This is a genomic window from Clostridium sp. Ade.TY (assembly GCF_000498355.1).
Taxonomy (GTDB): Bacteria; Bacillota; Clostridia; order Clostridiales; family Clostridiaceae; genus Clostridium.
In genome coordinates this window covers 1-17,678 of sequence record NZ_AVSV01000010.1, presented here as the reverse complement: position 1 = coordinate 17,678, position 17,678 = coordinate 1, and the positions used below count along the sequence as shown (strand labels likewise).

The window sequence follows — 17,678 nt, the reverse complement described above, 5'->3', positions numbered from 1 at the left end:
CCAACAGTTTTACCCATTTTTTCTCCTTGACTGTTAGTTAAAAGTGAACATGTCATTGCAAATACATTTTCTCTTGATTTTTTTCTAACTAAATCAACACCTGCAATCATATTTGACCATTGATCATCTCCACCAAGTTCCATCTTACATCCGTATTTCTTATTTAATACATAGAAGTCATATCCTTGCATTAACATATAGTTAAACTCTAAAAATGAAAGACCATTTTCAGTTGCAAGTCTCTTTTTAAAACATTCTGCTGAAAGCATTTTATTTACTGTAAAGTGAGCTCCAACCTCTCTTAAGAAATCGATGTAATTTAAGTCTAATAGCCAATCTCCATTGTTTACTATAAGAGCTTTATCATCTGTAAAATCAATAAATTTTTCCATTTGTTTTTTTATTGAATCAACATTATGTTGAATTTGCTCTTTTGTAAGCATTTTTCTCATATCAGTTTTACCACTTGGATCTCCAACCATTGCAGTTCCACCACCAAGTAAAGCTATTGGTCTGTGTCCAGCTCTTTGCATATGAGCCATAAACATCATTGCTATAAAGTGTCCAACGTGTAAACTATCAGCTGTTGGATCAAATCCTATATAGAAAGTTATTTTTTCTTTATCTAGTAACTCTCTTGTTTCAGCTTCATGAGTAAATTGCTTTATGTAACCACGTTCTAATAATTCGTCTAATACATTAGCCATCTTAAAATCCTCCAAATCCATATACTAAATGTCTAATAAATAGTATATATTCAATATATAAATTTTGCAATTAAAAAGGTATTTTATTATAAATTTTAGTGTTTTTTCCTAATTAATATGCTTATATGTTATAATTTTACTTTATTTATTAATTTTTGTATTTTGTGAAAATTTTATACATATATTTTTATGCAAAATAAAATAAGGTTATTAAATAAATAACCTTATTTTTAGTATTCCTAAATATCATTAATTTATAATTATCTTGATTTATATCCCATGCTAATATACTCAAGTGTATTTCGAAAATAATTTTTTATAAAACTTTCAACTAACTTTAATAGTAATTGTTTTCATTTTTAAATATCTTTGTAATCTTTTTAAATTTTATATATTTTACTTAAGCAGCATCAAATAAATATTCTTTTATAAAATTTGGTATACCTTTTTCTGAGTCAATATTAATAAATAAATTTATATTATATTCTTTTGTAAGTGATCTTAATTTATTAAATAAATGGTAGGTATCATTAATGTCACAAGCAACTATACTAAGAAAGTCATCAATATATATATTTTCAATATCAAAATTTCCAGATATTATCCCACAAATAGCTCCATAAAAACTACTACAATCAGTTATCTTGAACTCTTCTGTTGCTACAAATCTTATCTTATTATTTAATTGTATTCTATTTTTATTTTTTTTATCTATATATACAGAATCTCCTTTTGCTTTATCTACATAGCTATTTGCAAGTTCAATTAGCTTCTTAGTTTTTCCTGAACCTCTTCTGTTACAAAATACTCTAATCATTAGGACCACTCCTTATTTTTAGTTATATTACATTATATTCATAACTTTCTAATTAATCCTAATTTTATAAATTTTATTTTATATTATTTGGTAGTACTACACTAAAACAGTTCTCTTCACTTGAATTTATAAACTTAACCTTCCTGTCATCTTTAAAAACTTCTTTTATTCTTGATAGTCCATTACCATTATTTAAAAATCTTTTTTTACTATCTATTGTAATTAGCTTTTCATAAATCCACATATTTCTTTTTCCACGTAACTTTACAATATTTTTATCAATAAAATCTCCCGGACTTGTAATTGTTATTTTAGATTCATCGATTATAACTTCTATAAATTTATTTATATCTGTATATTCTCTATAAAGTATTGCATTTTTTATAGCTTCAAAAACTGCAACTTTAGGATAATTTTTATCTAAAAGATTATTTAGTTCTTCTTCAGCTTTATCTACCATAGTAATTAAACTACCTTGAATTATTTTACTGAAATCTCCCTTTACAATTTTTATAATATTATTTGGTATACATATACTGTTTATTTCTGAAAATACTAAAAGTCCTCCATAAGTGCATCTATAATCATTTAATTCATCTATATAATTTATTATTCCAGATGCCTCCAATAATGCTATTTTATTTTTAGCATTTATACTTATTCCTTTCTTTACAAAGTAACTTTCAAGTAGTAAATCATCTAACATATTTATATTACTTCTAATAACGCTTGTAGTTTCAACTATTAATTCCATATTATCTTCAAATGCAGATACAAGTTCACTTCTTCTCATAACATCTGTTGTTGATCCTCTTCTTATATAAAAAATCCCATGTTCCTTAACTTGATATGGTCTTTCACCACTATCGCATATAGTTATAACTGCAACCTTTTTATTATCTATTTTAAAAAATTCAACTAATAACGGAATTGGTGGTTCTGTTCTTGATGACACAATTTGTTGAACTTGCTCCTCTGAAAACATATCATCTTTTTTTATTCCTTCAATTCGTTTACTCTTATCTCTAATCCCAACAATTATATACCCTCTTCCACCCTTTGAGTTTGCTATAGCACAAATATCTTTTACAAATTCTTTTTTACCACTTTCTGACCATAAATCTAACTTTAATTTAAAATCTAATTTTTGACCTTCATCTTTCTTAATTAAGGAGTTTAACTTCTTAATATCCACTATCTCTTTCCCCTCTTTATATAAAAGTTTTTCTTTATATATAATACTACTTTATTGAAATCATTGCTCCAATTTATAGTAATAAATAGGTTACTCAAGACTATTTTTTACTTGACCTACTCCTTTTATATCTATATTAACATTTATAACAACATCAATATTAGAAAGAAGATCCTCTTCTCTAACCTTAATATATTTTCTCTCTAATGCTCTAGTAACTTGTAAAATATCCTCTCCTTTACTTAAATATCTATTTGCAAACTCTAACAAATCATCCTTTAAATTGTTTTCAGCCTCTTTCTTTATTAAATTTACTGCATTATTTGAAATTATTAATTTTCCTTGTGACTCTGCTATTGTTGTTTTTACATTAACATTTTTAGTTACCCTTATAATTCCACTTTTTTTATTATAATCAATAGAAGTATCAGTTTTACTTCCCAATATTTCTAATGTGCTTAATTTTTTCTTATCTTGAGGGTTTGGGACTTCTAAAGTTCCAGTTTTCATCTTATTCATTAAAAAATTATAACTCATTCCATCATTCATATTTAATTGATCAACCATTTTATAATTCTTTATTACAGCACCACCAGAAAGTTCAACTCTTTTATCTACTACATCTTCTCTTAGAGCAAGTATTCCCATAACTGTATATCCTGAACACATTTGTGATTTAACTAAATAATCATTTGTATTTAATAGTATAACTTTTGAATTTGCCTTATTTTTTTGAACTAATTCATCTAAAAATAAACCTAAATATTCTTCTTCGTTTACTGCACTTTCTAAAAGCTCTTTAATGTCACCATTATATACAAACATATAAGGCTTCATTTGAAATTCTTGATCATTATTTATTAAATCTATAAATCTGTTAAGTCCTTGTTTAGCAGCATATTCTGTAAATATAATTGCCCTATTCTGTGTAAAATTTATTTTATAACTTGATGCTATACTTATATCTCTTATTGCTTCTAATGCAGTTTCTCCTACCCCCTTATATAAAATTCTCTTTCCACTATCAGAACTTTGATTTGCATTTCTATGTGGTTTTATACAATCAGTATATATAACAACATTATTATTTTCATCTAAATCAAATATGACTCCTGTTGCAAAAGTAACTTGATTTACTTCACTATAATTAAAACATGATGATAAATTTAAACTTATAATTACTATAATTAAAGTTATAAAAAGAATCTTTTTATTGTTTATCTTCATACTCTTCACCTTTTCCAATTATAGTTTTGGATATACGGTTAAGTCTTCCCCTATAAATTAAATCCTTAAACTTAAAGTCATCCAAGCTTCCCATAGGAAATAAATAACAATATCCAACTGATTGTAAATTAGCAAGTCTTGCTAAAAACACAGTTAAAAGAACAAATATAGCTGGTAATCCATACAATGCTCCTATAAGAACAAATCCTATTGACCATATTGATAATGCTCCATAAATTTTAGGAATTAAAAAATAGCTAAGTGTACTTAAAGCTATAATTATTATAGTGATTCTAGAAGTTATTCCTGCTTCTACTGCTGCATCCCCCAAAATAAGAGCTGAAACTATACTCATAGCTCCACCAATAGGTTGTGGTAATCTAAGTCCTGCCTCTTTTATTATTTGAAATGCTATCATCATAACTAAAAACTCTACAACTGTAGGAATTGGAACTCCTGCCCTAGATACTGCAATTCTAAATAAAAAAACTGGAGGTATTATAGTAAAATGATACGTTATTATCGCTACATATAACCCTGGTAAAAAGGTAGCAATAAAAAAAGCAATCCATCTAAGTAATCTATTAAAATTCGAATATAATCTATTTAAATAATAATCATCTGGTGTTTGAAAATTTTCTAAGAAAAAGTAAGGTGCTGTTATTACAAAGGGTGTTCCATCAACTAATATGGCTATACGCCCTTCCATAAGCTTTGATACAACTTCATCCGGTTTTTCTGTATATCCTATAGTATCAAAAAGAGAATTATTATCTTTTAGCTCCATTTCTATATAATTTGTATCTAATATAAAATCTTCATTTAAATTTTTTATTGCTCTTCTAATTCTATTTACTAGTTTATTAGGTGTAATACCTCTTATAAAAGTAATACATACAGTAGTATTACTTTTACTTCCAACCTTTATTGGTTCAAATTTCAAATTTGGATTTTTTATTCTTCTTCTTATTAATGCGATATTATCAACTACTACTTCATTAAATCCTTCCCTTGGTCCTTTCTCAACAGCTTCAGTTAAAGGAATATCTATATTTCTTTTTGCAAAACCTTTTGCTTCACAATAAACTATTTCTTCATATCCCTCTACTAAAATAATAACATCCCCTGAAACGATATGATATATAGCATCTTCTATATCTATCTTATCTTTAACAAATTCTGCAATATTAATTTCAAGTATCTTCTTTATTAAATCATCTATACTATTGCATTCAATATTTTTATTTATAATTGGATTTATAATATAATCACTTATAAATTCTGTATTACAAAGATTATCAATAAAAACTAGAGTAACTTTACCTATACTACTATCAACTTCTCTATATTTAACATCAAAACTACCGTTTAAATTTTCCTTTAATATTTCTAAATTATTTTTCATAATCATCACCTAAAAATATTATTCCTCAATAAATGTTTAATATTCATTATTTTGCTAATACTATATTTTAATATGGTAAGTTATTGATTTAGAGGTGATTAAATGAAGAGAATTTCTAGTTGGCATTTTGCTTTTTTTATAATTATAGTTTGTAACATAAGTTCTAGAAGTTATGCTTCCATATTTTTAGAGCTTGGTGGAAGAGATACTTGGATTGCTTTAATTATTGCAGCAATAATTTTTATTATGTATAGTGCCTTTATAATATATGTATGTAAGAAAACTGATAATTTCGATATAAAAGAAGTTTTTAAATCAGCATTTCCAAAGCCAATTTACATATTTATTCTAATACTATTTACAATTACTATTTTTTTAAATGGAATCGAATCTGCTTCTATTCAAAGTGATGCTATACATTGTAATATTTTTCTAGAAACTCCAATATGGTATACATTAATATTTTTTATAATACCTGCAATCTTTATGATTACAATATCTTTTGAAGCACTATTAATTACAACTATTATAATAGTTATTTTATTAACTATATTCATTATTCTAGTAGAAGTTTTAGCATTTCCTTACAAGGACTTTACCTTATTAACACCTATAATGCAATTTGGAATTAATAAAGATTTTATAGAATGTATTTTTATTAGTTTAGGTGCATATTCTTCCGCCTTAATTGTATATCCATTTTTAAAAAATATTGATAAGACAAAAGGTATGCATTTAAGTAAGCATGTTTTTTTAGGAAATTTATTCGTAACTTTTTTATGTATTTTAAGTGCTATTGCAATAATATCAACTTTTGGTCCAACTAGAGGTGCAAATATTTATTATCCTGAATTTATAAAATCAAAAAGAATCCAAAACTTTGGTTTTATAGAATTAGGTGATTTATTATTTATAGTTAGATTTGCATCATCATGGCTTATAAAATATGTAATATGTGCTATTTCAATAATTTATTTACATAAAAATTTAATAACAAATAAAAAACTTTTTATAATATTTTATTCCTTATCTATGTTTATAATTAGCTATCTAATAACAGATAACCACTACTTCTTATTTTCACTACTAAAATATTATCAATATATTATGTTAGTTACTTTCTTTATATTACCATTTATAGCATATTTAATTTATTACATAAAATGGCGAAATAAGCTCATCCCTAAAATAACAATAAAGGAACCCTTAACAAAATAAAAAAACTTATAATATATAACTTTAAAAGTCATATATTATAAGTTTTTTATTATTAAATTTATTTTTAAAAATAATTATCTTTTACTCTATTACTTTCTGTTATTTCAATATCTACATCTATATTTAAATTTATTTTAGAAAGAATGTCTTCAACTTGCAGTTTTGGATATTTCATTTCTAAAAGTCTCTCTACTTGTAATACATCTATTTGTTTATTTGAAAACCTATAAAAAAATTGTTGCAAATATTCTTTAATATTCTCTTCTTGATTTTTTTTAATTTCCATAATAGATTCTTTAGTTGCAATAAATCTTCCTTGAGATTCTGCAATTACAGTATTTATTTTTATTTTTTTTGTAAGTATAACTTCTCCACCTGTATATTCTATATTAGTTTTAGTTTTACTATTTAATATTTCTAATGTTAAAAATCCTTCTTTCATCTGCGGATTTTTAGCTTCTAATGTACCTGTTTTTATTCTATTCATAAGGAAATTATAACTCATACCTTCTGTTCTATCTATTCGTTCAACCATTTCTGTCCTTCTCATAAGAGCACCACCAGAAAGTTCAACTCTCTCATCTATAACATCTTTCCTAATATCTAATCCTCCAATTACTGCATAATTATTACCAACTTTTGATTCTATTAAATAATCACTTATATTAGTAACTATTGACCTTGGATTAGCTTTATTTTTTTGAACTAATTCATTTAAAAATAATCCTAAGTATTCTTCATCGCTTGAACTTATTTTTATTAACTCCTCAACATTTCCAAAAAAAACAAAAACATACGGCTTAACTTGGAATTCTTGATCTGTATTTATTAAGCTAAGATATTTATCTATTCCTTTTCTTGCAGCCTTTTCAGTAAATATTATTGCTCTATTTTGAGTAAAATTAACTTTATAACTTGATGCTGAATTAATATCTCTTATTGCCTCAAGAGCTGTTTTCCCTGTACCTTTATATATTATTCTCTGCCCTTTATCAGAACTTTCACTTGCATTTCTATACGGCTTTACACAGTCTAAGTAAAGTAATATCTCACCATTATCTGCTATATCAAATATAGCACAAGTTGTAAATGTAACAGTGTTAATTTCCCTATAATTAAAGCACCCAACTAATATAATTGGAATAAGTAAAATCATAATTAGTAATTTAAAACTTCTTTTTAAAACTATCATATTCTTTCCCCTTTCCAATTATAGTTTTTGATATTCTACTTAATCTCCCCCTGTATACTACATCTTTAAACTTAAAAATATCTAAACTACCTACTGGAAATAAATATGGGTACCCAGTGCTTTTTAAATCTGCTAATGTAGTAATAAATATAATTAAACATATAAATATACCTGGTAATCCATATATAGCCCCTGCCAAAACAAATATTATAGACCAAATTGATACTGCACCATAAAGCTTTGGAATTAAGAAATAACTTAAAGAACTAAGTGCAACTACAATTATCGTAATTCTTGATGCAACTCCAGCTCCAACAGCTGCATCTCCCAAAATAAGAGCTGCAACTATACTCATTGCTCCACCAATAGGCTGTGGAAGTCTAAGACCTGCTTCCTTTATAATTTGGAATGCAAGCATCATTATGAGCACTTCTACAATAGTTGGAAGTGGAACTCCTGCTCTAGATACAGCAAGCCTAAATAAGAATAATGAAGGAATAAGAGCAAAATGATATGTTATTATTGCAACGTAAAGACCAGGTACAAATGTAGCAAATATAAATGCTAAAATTCTAAGACCTCTCGTAAAATTAGCAAAAAGTCTATTTATATAATAATCATCAGGTGTTTGAAAGTTTTCTATAAAAAAGTACGGTACTGTAACTACAAATGGTGTACCATCAACTAATATAGCAACCCTTCCTTCCATAAGCTTTGCTGCAACTTCATCTGGCTTTTCTGTATATCCCGTTGTATCAAATACAGAGTCTTTTTCCTTAAGCTTGCTTTCAACATAATTTGTATCTAAAACAAATTCTAAATCCATGTCATTAACACACTTTTTAACATAATCTATTAAATTTTTTGGAGCTACATCTTTTATGTAAGATATACAAACAACAGTTTGACTTTTTTCTCCTACATAAATTGGTTCAAACTTAAGATCTGGATTTTTAATTCTTCTTCTTATTAGTGCAATATTATCAACAAATAATTCATTGAAACCTTCCCTAGGTCCTTTAACTACAGCTTCAGTAACTGGAATACCTACACTCCTTCTTACATATCCCTTTACTTCGCAATATACTATTTCTTCATAGCCTTCAACAAATATTACAATGTCCCCAGAAACTATATGTAAGAGAGCATCATCCAAATTATTTTTATCCTTAACGTAATTTGCAATATTTATCTCAAGTACGTTGCTAATTAATTCATCCATATTATTGCATGGTACTCTTTTAGCCCTTATTGGGGCTACAATATAATCACTTATAAACTGAGTGCTACATAAGTTATCAATAAATACTAAAGTCATCTTTCCAAGCTCTCCGTTTATTTCTCTGTATTTAACGTCAAAGCTATCTTTAAATCTGTCTTTTATTATTTGTAAATTTTTATTCATAAGCATCACCTAAAAATATTATTCCTCCATAAATGTTTAATATTCATTATTTTGCTAATACTATATTTGAATATGGTAAGTTATAGTTTCAGAGGTGATTAAATGAATAAAATATCAACTAAACATTATATATTTTTTATACTTATAGTTTCAGCAATAAGTCTTAGAAGTTACTCATCTGTATTTATAAGCTTAGGAAATAGAGATACTTGGGTTGCTGCAATTATAGCTGGTATTATATACATAGCTTTTTCCTTTTTTATTTTTTATGTATGTAAAAAAACTGATAATTTTGACTTCACTGAAATATTTAAAAGTACATATCCTAAAATAATAAGTAAAATACTTATTTTTATTTTTGCACTACATTTATTTATAACATCAGTGGAAACAGCTGCTATACAAGCTGATTCTATTCATACAAATATATTTTTAGAAACCCCAATTTGGTATTCATTAATATTGTTTTTAATTCCATCTACTTATTTAATAACAAGAAAATTAGATACTCTTACAATAGTAATAATAATATCCTGTGTATTTATATATGTTTCTGTATTTATAGTTGAAACTTTTACCTTTAAATATATAAGACCTCAACTTTTACTTCCTATAATGGGATATGGAATAAATAAAGAATTTATATTTTGCATTCTTATTATACTTGGTTCTTTTGCCTCAACAGCAATAACATTTCCATTTCTAAAATGCATTAAGAAAAAAAATAATTTTTTAAAGTATACAACTTTAACTAATATTTTTGTTGTATTTATTGTTCTTATAAGTATCGCATCTGCAATAGCAACTTTTGGACCACTTAGAGCTTATAATATTTATTATCCTGAATTTATAAGAGTTCAAAGAATACAAATAGATGGTTTTATAGAATTTGGAGACTTATTTTTTATATCAAAAACAGTATGTATTTGGACACTTAAATACACCCTTTCAGCTCTTGCTGTAAGATATATTTATGCTGATTCATTCAATAATAAAAAAGTATTTGCAGTTATTTATTCAATTTTAGTATTTGCATTTTCATACCCATTAGCAAAACATCATTACTTTTTATTTGATATGTTAAAAATATATAAGTTCATTTCATTAATTGTATTTTGTTTGCTACCATTTATAACATTTTTACTTTATTTCATTAAGTGGCGTAAAAATCTTCTCCCTAATATTACGCCTAAAGATTCAAATAAAAAATAACTTATTTTATTCAAATTGACATTACTATATAAGCCCCCTATAATTTTATATATAACTAAAATTAAGGAGTGACGCATTATGGAAAATAAAGATGCCAAGAAAGTCATCTTTAGTGGAATCCAGCCTTCTGGTGACCTTACATTAGGTAATTATCTAGGAGCTATAAAAAATTGGGTTAAGCTTCAAGATGAATACAATTGTTATTTTTGTGTAGTTGATTTACATGCAATAACAGTACCACAAAAACCAGCAGACTTAAGAAGAAGAACATTAGAACTTCTTTCAATATATTTAGCATGCGGAATTGATCCTGAAAAGAATACTCTTTTCATTCAATCTCACGTACCTGCACATTCAGAATGCGCATGGCTTTTAACTTGTAATTCATATGTTGGTGAGCTTTCAAGAATGACTCAATATAAGGATAAATCAAAAAAAGCTGGTAACTCAGTAGGAACAGGTTTATTTACATATCCTGTACTTATGGCTGCTGATATTTTACTTTATCAAACTGATTTAGTTCCAGTTGGAAAAGACCAAATCCAACATTTAGAACTTACAAGAGATATCGCTGCAAGATTTAATAATAATTACAGTGAAACTTTTAAAATTCCTGATGGATATGTACCTAAAACAGGTGCTAAAATAATGAGTTTACAAGATCCAACTAAAAAAATGTCAAAATCTGATGATAATCCAAACTCATTTATTTTATTAATGGATCCACCTGAAGTTATAAGAAAGAAAGTTTCAAGGGCAGTAACAGATAGCTTAGGTATTGTTAACTATTCAGATGAACAACCTGGAGTTAAAAATTTACTTAACATATTAGCTGCTATAAATAACGTAGAACCAGAAAGTCTTGTTAAAAACTATGAAGGTAAAGGTTATGCTGAACTAAAAAAAGATGTAGCAGATGCAATAGTTAATGAATTAACTCCAATTCAAGACAAAGTTAAAGAGCTTACTAAAGATAAGAAAGCTCTAGAAGCTATTTACAAAGAAGGAGCTAACAAAGCTTCATATATAGCTAATAAAACATTAAGAAAAATGCAAAAGAAGATTGGATTTATACCTAGATAAAAAGAAAAAGGTTAAAGCTTTTAGCTTTAACCTTTTTCTTTTGTATTTTGACTTAATCTATAAAAATTAATATAGATGGCATGCTACTAAATGATCTTTTTTAACTTCCTTTAGCTCCGGTGTTTCTTTTCTACATATATCTTTTGCAAATTTACATCTACTTGCAAATCTACATCCTGGAGTTGGATTTATAGGGCTACTTATCTCACCTTGAAGCTCTATTCTTTTTTTATCACCTTCATTATACTCTGCTACTGGTATAGCTGACATAAGTGCCTTAGTATAAGGATGAAGTGGTTCTTCATATATTTCATTACTATATGATAATTCCATCAAATTACCTAAATACATTACTCCAACCTTATCTGATATATGTCTAACCATTGATAAATCATGAGCTATAAAAAGATAAGTTAATCCCATTTTATTTTGAAGATCAATAAGTAAATTAACAACTTGTGCTTGTATTGATACATCAAGTGCTGATATAGGTTCATCACATACGATGAATTTAGGTTCAACAGCAAGTGCTCTTGCTATTCCTATACGCTGTCTTTGGCCACCTGAAAATTCATGTGGAAATCTTGATGCATGTTCTTTATTAAGACCAACAAGATCTAAAAGTTCATATATCCTTTTAGTTCTAGCTTCTCCTGTATAAAGCTTGTGTATATCAATTCCTTCTGCTATTATATCTCCAACTGTCATACGTGGATTTAATGATGCATAAGGATCTTGAAATATCATTTGTGCGAATCTTGCATGTTTTCTTCTTTCTTTATTACTTAACTTAGTCATATCGACTCCATCAAGTAATACCTCTCCATCAGTTACATCATAAAGACCAATTATAGTTCTACCACATGTAGTTTTACCACATCCTGATTCACCAACTAATCCTAATGTTTCTCCTTTATTTATAGTAAAGCTAACTCCATCAACTGCTTTTAATGTTTTTCCTTTTCCTACATTAAAATACTTTTTTAAATTTTTAACTTCTAATAATACTTCTTTACTCATTAGCTTTTCCCCCTATCTTTAAAGGTGATACAACCTTTGGAGCATATTCATGCATAAGCCAACAATTAACTTTATGTGATTCTGAAAGTTTTGTTTCCTCTGGCATTTCTTCCTTACAAATTTCCATTGCATATTCACATCTTGCAGCAAATGGACATCCCTTTGGAGGATTTAGAAGATCAGGTGGTGTACCTTCTATTGAATATAACTCTGATTTATGTTCTGTATCTAAAGTTGGCATTGATCTTAAAAGAGCCCATGTATAAGGATGTTTTGAATCTTCAAATATTTCTTTAACTGTTCCTCTTTCTAAGATTATCCCAGCATACATAACTTGAATTTTATCAGAATGTTCTGCAACAACACCTAAGTCATGAGTTATTAAAACTACAGCTGTTTTAAATTTTTCTTTTAATTCATCAATAAGATCCATTATTTGTGCTTGAATAGTTACATCAAGTGCTGTAGTTGGTTCATCTGCTATTAATATTTTTGGCTGACATGCAAGTGCAATTGCTATCATCATTCTTTGTCTCATACCACCTGAAAACTCAAATGGATATTGATTTATTCTAGTTTCTGCATTTGGAATATTAACAAGTTTCAGTAATCTAATAGCTTCATTTTTAGCCTCTTCACCCTTTAATCCTCTATGAATTTCTAAAACTTCAGTTATTTGTTTGCCAAGTTTCATAGTTGGATTTAGTGAAGTCATTGGATCTTGAAATATCATTCCAATATCTCCACCTCTTAAACTTTGAAGCTCTTTTTTATTTAAACTCAATACATCTTTTCCATTACATATAATTTTTGAATCTTTATCTATCTCAGCAGGTGGTGTTGGTAATAACCTCATTATTGATTTAGCAGTTATACTCTTTCCACAACCTGATTCTCCAACTATTGCTAGAGTTTCGCCTTCTTCTAAATCAAAACTAACGCCTCTTACAGCCTGAACGACTCCTGCATAAGTTTTAAATCTTACCTTTAAATCTTTAACTTCAAGTACTTTTGACATTTTCATACCTCCTAAATCAAGAAACTCTATTACTGTCTAAGCTTAGGATCTAACGCATCTCTTAATCCATCACCTAATAAGTTAAATGCAAGCATTGTTATTGCAATTGCCAATGATGGGAATATAAGCTGACTTGGGTAAAATTGCATTACTTGTTGTCCAGCTGATGCCATAGCACCCCAACTTGTTTGTGGCGGTTGAATTCCAAGTCCAATAAAGCTTAAAAAAGCTTCTGCAAATATGTAACTTGGTATATCAAAAGTTATATATACAATAATAATTCCTAAAGTATTTGGAATCATATGTTTCATTATAATTCTAAGCGGACTAGCTCCTAAAGTTTTTGCAGCCATAACATATTCAGATTCTTTAAGTTGCATTACTTGTCCACGAACCATTCTTGCAATACCAGTCCATCCTGTGATACATAATGCAATTAAAAGAGGTAATATACCATTTCCAAGTCTTATAGCAATTAATATAACAACAATTAAATATGGAATTCCACTTAAAATTTCCACAATTCTCATCATTATACTATCTACTTTCCCACCAAAGTATCCACTTATTCCTCCGTATATAATTCCAACTACACATTCTATTATAGTACCAACAAATGCAATGATTAATGATACTCTACCACCAATCCATAATCTATCGAATAAGTCTCTTCCTAGATTATCTGTTCCAAACCAATGAGAAGCTGACGGACCTTGATTCATTTCATTTATATTCTGAACCATATAATTTTCTCCTGCTATCATAGGTTGTATTACACACATAAGTATAAGCACTATTAAAACTATTAATGATGTTAATGCTACTTTATTTTTTCTAAGCCTTCTCCAAGCATCTTGCCAATATGTTAAGTTAGGCCTAGCTATTTGTTCTGCTTTATTTTTATCTATACCAACAACTCTAAATTTCTCTTTAGTTAATTCAGCCATACTTACCCCTCCTATTTACCCTCTAATTTAATACGTGGATCTATAACACTATATAAAATATCTACTATAAGAATTGATAATATATAAAGTGCTGCAAAGAACAATGTTAATCCCATAATTACGTTATAGTCTTTTGTGTATATTGCATCCACAAGTCCATTTCCAATACCTGGGATAGCAAATATTCTTTCAATAACTACAGTTCCTGTAATTATTGTAGCTATTTGTGGTCCAAGTATTGTTATTATTGGTAATATAGAATTTCTTAAAACATGTCTAAAAGTTATTTTTCCAGAAGATAAGCCCTTAGCTTTTGCAGTTAATATATAATCTTGTCCAAGAACATCTAGAACTGAAGCTCTCATATATCTTGCATAAGTTGCTATACTACTAAAACTTAATGCTATTGTTGGTAATATTGTAAATTTAAATCTTTCTATAAAAGGAGTACTACTGCTAAACCAACCTGCAATAGGAATTCCCTCACTTCCTCCTATAGTACTTTGTATTAAAGTTGCAAGAACGAAACTTGGAATAGAAACTCCAAGTATTGCAATAAACATAACTACATAATCTACAGCAGTATTTCTCTTAAATCCTGCTAAAATACCAAGGAATACACCAACTACTAATCCTAGAAGAACGGATTGAACTCCTATTCTTGCTGATGCTGGAAACCTATCCTTAATTATTTCTCCAACTCCAAGTCCTGGTGTTACAAAAGAATCACCTAAATCTCCTTTAACAAGATTTTTAAGATATAATACATATCTTTCTGTAATAGGTTTATCTAATCCATATTTTGCTTCCATATTTTTAAGTACTGATTCTGGTAATTTTTTAGCTTGTGCCCTTACAGGGTTTCCTGGCATACTATTCATTAAGAAAAATGTAGCTGATACAATAACAAATAAAGTTATTATCATTAGTCCTAATCTTTTTAAAAGATATTTAACCATATATTTTGCCCCCTTATTTATTTAGTCTTATTCTATATATGCCCATCTTAATTGGTAACTTCCACCAAACTTTGGATATTGCATTCCGTGAACATATTTCTTTTGGAATGAATGTATATCTAAATAATATGTCGGAGCTACTGCTGGATTCTCAGCAACTTCAATTTTTTCTATTTCTTTATACATATCAAGCCTTTTATTAATATTTGTTTCTGTTTGTAGTTTTTCTAATGTTTCATTGACTTTAGGATCATTATACTTTCCATAGTTGCTTCCATTCTTAACCCCAAATAAATCTAAGAATGTCATAGGATCATTATAATCTGCACCCCATCCAGCCATTGCTATATCAAATTCTCCAGCATCCTCTTTTCTTAAGAAATCTGAAAAATCTGCTGGTATTGAAAGTTTAATATTTACTCCAATCTTATCTTTCCAAGTATTTTGTAAATATTCACCTAAATTTTTATAAGTTGAACTACTTCCTTGAAGTAAAAAGTTTATATTATATTTTGAAGGATCAGGATCAAGACCTAATTCTTTTAATCCTTCTATAAATAGCTTCTTAGGATCTTTATTAATAATTTCTTTTAACGGTTCTTTAACTTCTTTTCTATAATTCATGTCACCAACTAAAATTCCATCTGGAACTAATCCATAAGCTGGAACACCACTTTTTAATATATCCTTTGTATATTCTTCTCTATTTATTGCAATAGAAAAAGCTTGTCTTATTTTTTCATTTTGTAAAATTTTATTTGCTTTAAAGTTAAATTGGTTATAGAAAACAGTTGGCATAACACCACTTGCCTCATCCCATTTACCTTCTTTAACTCCTTTTTGAAGTTCTTTTATATATTCTCCATTAACTTTAAACATTACATCAAGCTGTCCACTTAGGAACATTTGATATTGTGTATTTGCTTCTCCAATTTGACTTAAATTTACTTCATCTAATTTAATATCTTTTTCATTCCAATAATTTGGATTTTTAACTAATTCTATTTTGGCACCTCTTTGCCAGTTAGAAATCATAAATGGACCGCTAAATACTAATCCATCTTCTTTACTTCCATATTCATCGCCTTGTTTTTCAACTATATCTTCCCTTTGTGGTGCTAAAGCTGGGAATGCCACTAATTGAGAAAAATATGGGATTGGATTTTCAAGTTCTACAACTAAAGTTTTATCATCTGGCGTTTTTATTCCAACATCTTCCGCCTTTGCTTTTCCATTAAAATAATTTTCTCCATTTTTTACACCAAATAAAAAGAAAGAGTATCCAGCTGCAACATTTGGATCTAACATTCTCATCCATGCATATTTAAAATCTTTTGATGTAAGTTTTTTTCCATCACTCCACTTAAGTCCATCCCTTAAATGAAATGTATATGTTTTTTCATCTTTACTTTTTTCAAATGATTTCGCTGCTCCTGGTACTGGCTTATCATTATCATATACTAATAATGTTTCTTGAGTATTTTGTACTATATTAAATGATTCGGAATCAGTAGCTTTTACAGAATCCATTGTTTTAACTGCCCCAGTTGTTAAATTTAATGTTTTTGAATTTTTTTGTGTTACAGAATCTTTACTTCCACATCCTGTAAATAACATAACTACTAATCCACTAATTAAAAATGTACTTATTGCTTTTCTAGCTTTCATTTTTATGCCCCCTTTTTATATATTTTATCAAAAATTCAAAGAAGCAATTTTATATTTTTAGTAAATTTTAAATACAATTAACATTTTCTTAAAATTTTGATAACTTTTTTATCATTTTATCATTTGTTTACATGTTGTATACACTTGTATTCCACTCATTTACTAATGAAATTTTTTCCGTTTTTTCTTTGAAAATTTATACATTTATTTTAAAATAAAAAACGGCTAAAAACTGCTATTTTAAAGAGTTTAAAACCATTTTAAGTTTAATATATATATGTATAATTCAACTAATATAAATACATTTTTTTATAGTTTTATATGGTATTTTAACTAATTAACATTTGTTAGGTAATTTTATTAATTTTTAATTATTTGTAATTTTAGCTTAATAAAAAAATGTACAATTATAGCCCTTTTATTAACAATTTGTTTCTAGTTAATATTTTATTAATATTTTTTCTCATATTAACTTCTCAAATTACATTTACTACATATAATAAATATATTTATTAAAAACTTTAAGTTCTATAAATAAAAATTCTAAATACTATACAAAATTAACTTTTATCAAATGTAAAATATAAAAGGAGCAATAAAAATAA

Annotated in this window: 15 protein-coding genes; 3 read left to right on the top strand and 12 right to left on the bottom strand. The window is 27.2% G+C overall.

Annotated elements, in window-relative coordinates; all coding sequences use genetic code 11:
• The 5 genes from tyrS to O212_RS0103865 all read right to left on the bottom strand — a co-directional run.
• Positions 1–707, bottom strand: a 707-nt coding sequence (gene tyrS, locus O212_RS0103885; protein WP_024613847.1) for a tyrosine--tRNA ligase, incomplete at its 3' end; no start/stop codon positions are given.
• 400 nt (positions 708–1,107) lie between these two features.
• Positions 1,108–1,524: a hypothetical protein gene (locus O212_RS0103880; protein WP_024613846.1), complete on the bottom strand. Its 417-nt coding sequence runs from the start codon at positions 1,522–1,524 to the stop codon at positions 1,108–1,110.
• Positions 1,525–1,597: 73 nt separating this feature from the next.
• On the bottom strand, positions 1,598–2,719 hold the full coding sequence (locus O212_RS0103875; RefSeq protein ID WP_024613845.1) for an RNA-binding domain-containing protein: 1,122 nt from the start codon (positions 2,717–2,719) through the stop codon (positions 1,598–1,600).
• Between the two features lie 90 nt (positions 2,720–2,809).
• Complete coding sequence (locus O212_RS0103870; RefSeq protein ID WP_029699161.1) at positions 2,810–3,946, bottom strand: Ger(x)C family spore germination protein; 1,137 nt, start codon at positions 3,944–3,946, stop codon at positions 2,810–2,812.
• Positions 3,930–5,351: a spore germination protein gene (locus O212_RS0103865; RefSeq protein WP_024613843.1), complete on the bottom strand. Its 1,422-nt coding sequence runs from the start codon at positions 5,349–5,351 to the stop codon at positions 3,930–3,932. Before O212_RS0103865 ends, O212_RS0103870 begins: the two co-directional genes overlap by 17 nt.
• Before the next feature lie 102 nt (positions 5,352–5,453).
• On the opposite strand from O212_RS0103865, the gene O212_RS0103860 reads away from it, so the two are divergent.
• Positions 5,454–6,569, top strand: a complete 1,116-nt coding sequence (locus tag O212_RS0103860; protein WP_024613842.1) for an endospore germination permease — start codon at positions 5,454–5,456, stop codon at positions 6,567–6,569.
• A gap of 64 nt (positions 6,570–6,633) precedes the next feature.
• On the opposite strand, the gene O212_RS0103855 is transcribed toward O212_RS0103860, so the two are convergent.
• Together O212_RS0103855 and O212_RS0103850 are read right to left on the bottom strand one after the other, a co-directional pair.
• Complete coding sequence (locus O212_RS0103855) at positions 6,634–7,761, bottom strand: Ger(x)C family spore germination protein (protein WP_242829553.1); 1,128 nt, start codon at positions 7,759–7,761, stop codon at positions 6,634–6,636.
• Complete coding sequence (locus O212_RS0103850) at positions 7,736–9,166, bottom strand: spore germination protein (RefSeq protein WP_024613840.1); 1,431 nt, start codon at positions 9,164–9,166, stop codon at positions 7,736–7,738. Before O212_RS0103850 ends, O212_RS0103855 begins: the two co-directional genes overlap by 26 nt.
• Before the next feature lie 102 nt (positions 9,167–9,268).
• Between O212_RS0103850 and O212_RS0103845 the strand changes: the two genes are divergently transcribed.
• A complete protein-coding gene (locus O212_RS0103845; protein WP_024613839.1) occupies positions 9,269–10,378 on the top strand; it encodes an endospore germination permease in 1,110 nt (369 codons plus the stop codon).
• 78 nt (positions 10,379–10,456) lie between these two features.
• On the top strand, positions 10,457–11,461 hold the full coding sequence (gene trpS, locus O212_RS0103840; RefSeq protein ID WP_024613838.1) for a tryptophan--tRNA ligase: 1,005 nt from the start codon (positions 10,457–10,459) through the stop codon (positions 11,459–11,461).
• Positions 11,462–11,527: 66 nt separating this feature from the next.
• Here trpS and O212_RS0103835 read toward each other — a convergent pair whose 3' ends face one another.
• Genes O212_RS0103835 through O212_RS0103815 form a run of 5 tightly spaced genes read right to left on the bottom strand, consistent with a single transcriptional unit; the run spans position 11,528 to position 17,073 of the window.
• Complete coding sequence (locus O212_RS0103835) at positions 11,528–12,481, bottom strand: oligopeptide/dipeptide ABC transporter ATP-binding protein (RefSeq protein WP_024613837.1); 954 nt, start codon at positions 12,479–12,481, stop codon at positions 11,528–11,530.
• Entirely contained in the window at positions 12,474–13,499 is a 1,026-nt protein-coding gene (locus tag O212_RS0103830) for an ABC transporter ATP-binding protein (RefSeq protein WP_024613836.1), read from the bottom strand. The genes O212_RS0103835 and O212_RS0103830 overlap by 8 nt, the downstream gene beginning before the upstream one ends.
• A 29-nt stretch (positions 13,500–13,528) precedes the next feature.
• Positions 13,529–14,446: an ABC transporter permease gene (locus O212_RS0103825; protein WP_024613835.1), complete on the bottom strand. Its 918-nt coding sequence runs from the start codon at positions 14,444–14,446 to the stop codon at positions 13,529–13,531.
• An 11-nt stretch (positions 14,447–14,457) separates the two neighbouring features.
• On the bottom strand, positions 14,458–15,405 hold the full coding sequence (locus O212_RS0103820) for an ABC transporter permease (RefSeq protein WP_024613834.1): 948 nt from the start codon (positions 15,403–15,405) through the stop codon (positions 14,458–14,460).
• Positions 15,406–15,432: 27 nt separating this feature from the next.
• Positions 15,433–17,073 (bottom strand): peptide ABC transporter substrate-binding protein, encoded by a 1,641-nt coding sequence (locus tag O212_RS0103815; protein ID WP_024613833.1) that lies wholly within the window; start codon positions 17,071–17,073, stop codon positions 15,433–15,435.
• Positions 17,074–17,678: the final 605 nt, after the last annotated feature.